The organism is Crossiella sp. CA198, assembly GCF_052078295.1.
Lineage (GTDB): Bacteria > Actinomycetota > Actinomycetes > Mycobacteriales > Pseudonocardiaceae > Crossiella.
In genome coordinates this window covers 1-3,062 of the sequence record NZ_JBQJIM010000065.1, presented here as the reverse complement: position 1 = coordinate 3,062, position 3,062 = coordinate 1, and the positions used below count along the sequence as shown (strand labels likewise).

At 56.2% G+C, this 3,062-nt stretch carries 1 rRNA gene; it reads left to right on the top strand.

The features are described from left to right. Positions 1–58 precede the first annotated feature (58 nt). Positions 59–3,062 (top strand): 23S ribosomal RNA (locus tag ACTOWY_RS44700); the annotation flags it as partial.

Genomic DNA, 3,062 nt, shown 5'->3' with positions numbered 1-3,062 from the left:
GGTGTGGTGGTGTCTGGTTGTTCTTTGAGAACTACACAGTGGACGCGAGCATCTTTGTGGTCAAGTTGTTAAGAGCATACGGTGGATGCCTTGGCACCAGGAGCCGATGAAGGACGTAGGAGGCTGCGATAAGCCTCGGGGAGCTGTCAACCGAGCTGAGATCCGAGGATTTCCGAATGGGGAAACCCGGCCCCAGTCATGTGGGGTCACCTGCACCTGAATGTATAGGGTGTGTGGAGGGAACGCGGGGAAGTGAAACATCTCAGTACCCGCAGGAAGAGAAAACAACCGTGATTCCGTGAGTAGTGGCGAGCGAAAGCGGAAGAGGCTAAACCAGTTTCGTGTGATACCCGGCAGGGGTTGCGTTACTGGGGTCGTGGGACCTATCGGTCAGATCTGCCGGTCTGGCAAGAAGTAAGAAAGCATCGCGTTAGTTGAACGCTCTGGGAAGGGCGACCGTAGAGGGTGAGAGTCCTGTAGGCGAAAACGTGATGGTCTTCTGATGGTGTTCCCAAGTAGCAGCGAGCTCGTGGAATTTGCTGTGAATCTGGCGGGACCACCCGCTAAGCCTAAATACTCCCTGGTGACCGATAGCGGACTAGTACCGTGAGGGAAAGGTGAAAAGTACCCCGGGAGGGGAGTGAAAGAGTACCTGAAACCGTGTGCTTACAATCCGTCAGAGCCTTCGGGTGATGGCGTGCCTTTTGAAGAATGAGCCTGCGAGTTAGTGGTGCGTGGCGAGGTTAACCCGTGTGGGGTAGCCGTAGCGAAAGCGAGTCTGAATAGGGCGAAATAGTCGCGTGCTCTAGACCCGAAGCGGAGTGATCTACCCATGGCCAGGGTGAAGCGACGGTAAGACGTCGTGGAGGCCCGAACCCACCAGGGTTGAAAACCTGGGGGATGAGCTGTGGGTAGGGGTGAAAGGCCAATCAAACTCCGTGATAGCTGGTTCTCCCCGAAATGCATTTAGGTGCAGCGTCACATGTTTCACGCCGGAGGTAGAGCTACTGGATGGTCTAGGGGGCCTACAAGCTTACTGAAATCAGCCAAACTCCGAATGCCGGTGTGTGAAGTGTGGCAGTGAGACTGCGGGGGATAAGCTTCGTAGTCGAGAGGGAAACAGCCCAGAACACCGGCTAAGGCCCCTAAGTGTGCGCTAAGTGGGAAAGGATGTGGGGTCGCTTAGACAACCAGGAGGTTGGCTTAGAAGCAGCCACCCTTTAAAGAGTGCGTAATAGCTCACTGGTCAAGTGGTTCCGCGCCGACAATGTAGCGGGGCTTAAGCGTACCGCCGAAGCCGTGTCATTCACACTATAGATCGGCTCCTGGTCTTGAACCAGGTGTCTAGTCGTGTGGATGGGTAGGGGAGCGTCGTGCATCCAGGGAAGCAGCCGCGTGAGCGAGTTGTGGAGGGTGTGCGAGTGAGAATGCAGGCATGAGTAGCGATTGCAGAGTGAGAACCTCTGCCGCCGGATGACCAAGGGTTCCTGGGCCAGGTTAATCCGCCCAGGGTAAGTCGGGACCTAAGGCGAGGCCGACAGGCGTAGTCGATGGACAACGGGTTGATATTCCCGTACCCGTGTGAATGCGCCCATGGTGAGGCCAGGGATACTAACCACCCGAGCGATGCCGAGTCTTCGGACGGAGTTGAGTGAGCGTGGGATCTGATCTGGTAGTAGTCAAGCGATGGGGTGACGCAGGAAGGTAGCTCCGCCAGTGAGTGGTAGTACTGGTGTAAGCGTGTAGGCCGGGTGATAGGCAAATCCGTCACCCATAAAGGCTGAGACGTGATGCGTAGCCGATTGAGGCGAAGTAGAGTGATCCTATGCTGCCGAGAAAAGCCTCTAGTGAGTGTTCACGTGGCCCGTACCCCAAACCGACACAGGTGGTCAGGTAGAGAATACCGAGGCGTTCGGGTGAACTGTGGTTAAGGAACTCGGCAAAATGCCCCCGTAACTTCGGGAGAAGGGGGGCCCGCTGACTTGAAACCCCTTGCGGGTTAGGGTTGGTTGGCCGCAGAGACCAGGGAGAAGCGACTGTTTACTAAAAACACAGGTCCGTGCGAAGTCGCAAGACGATGTATACGGACTGACGCCTGCCCGGTGCTGGAACGTTAAGGGGACCGGTTAGTCACACTTGTGTGGCGAAGCTGAGAACTTAAGCGCCAGTAAACGGCGGTGGTAACTATAACCATCCTAAGGTAGCGAAATTCCTTGTCGGGTAAGTTCCGACCTGCACGAATGGCGTAACGACTTCTCCGCTGTCTCAACCACAGGCCCGGTGAAATTGCATTACGAGTAAAGATGCTCGTTACGCGCGGCAGGACGGAAAGACCCCGGGACCTTTACTATAGCTTGGTATTGGTGTTTGGTTCGGCTTGTGTAGGATAGGTGGGAGACTGTGAAGCTGCGACGCTAGTTGTGGTGGAGTCATCGTTGAAATACCACTCTGGTCGTACTGGATATCTAACCTCGGACCGTGATCCGGTTCAGGGACAGTGCCTGGTGGGTAGTTTAACTGGGGCGGTTGCCTCCCAAAGGGTAACGGAGGCGCCCAAAGGTTCCCTCAGCCTGGTTGGCAATCAGGTGTTGAGTGTAAGTGCACAAGGGAGCTTGACTGTGAGACTGACGGGTCGAGCAGGGACGAAAGTCGGGACTAGTGATCCGGCACTGGCTTGTGGAAGCGGTGTCGCTCAACGGATAAAAGGTACCCCGGGGATAACAGGCTGATCTTGCCCAAGAGTCCATATCGACGGCATGGTTTGGCACCTCGATGTCGGCTCGTCGCATCCTGGGGCTGGAGTAGGTCCCAAGGGTTGGGCTGTTCGCCCATTAAAGCGGCACGCGAGCTGGGTTTAGAACGTCGTGAGACAGTTCGGTCCCTATCCGCCGCGCGCGTTGGAGACTTGAGGAAGGCTGTCCCTAGTACGAGAGGACCGGGACGGACGAACCTCTGGTGTGCCAGTTGTTCTGCCAAGGGCATGGCTGGTTGGCTACGTTCGGAAGGGATAACCGCTGAAGGCATCTAAGCGGGAAGCCTGTTTCGAGATGAGGTCTCCCACC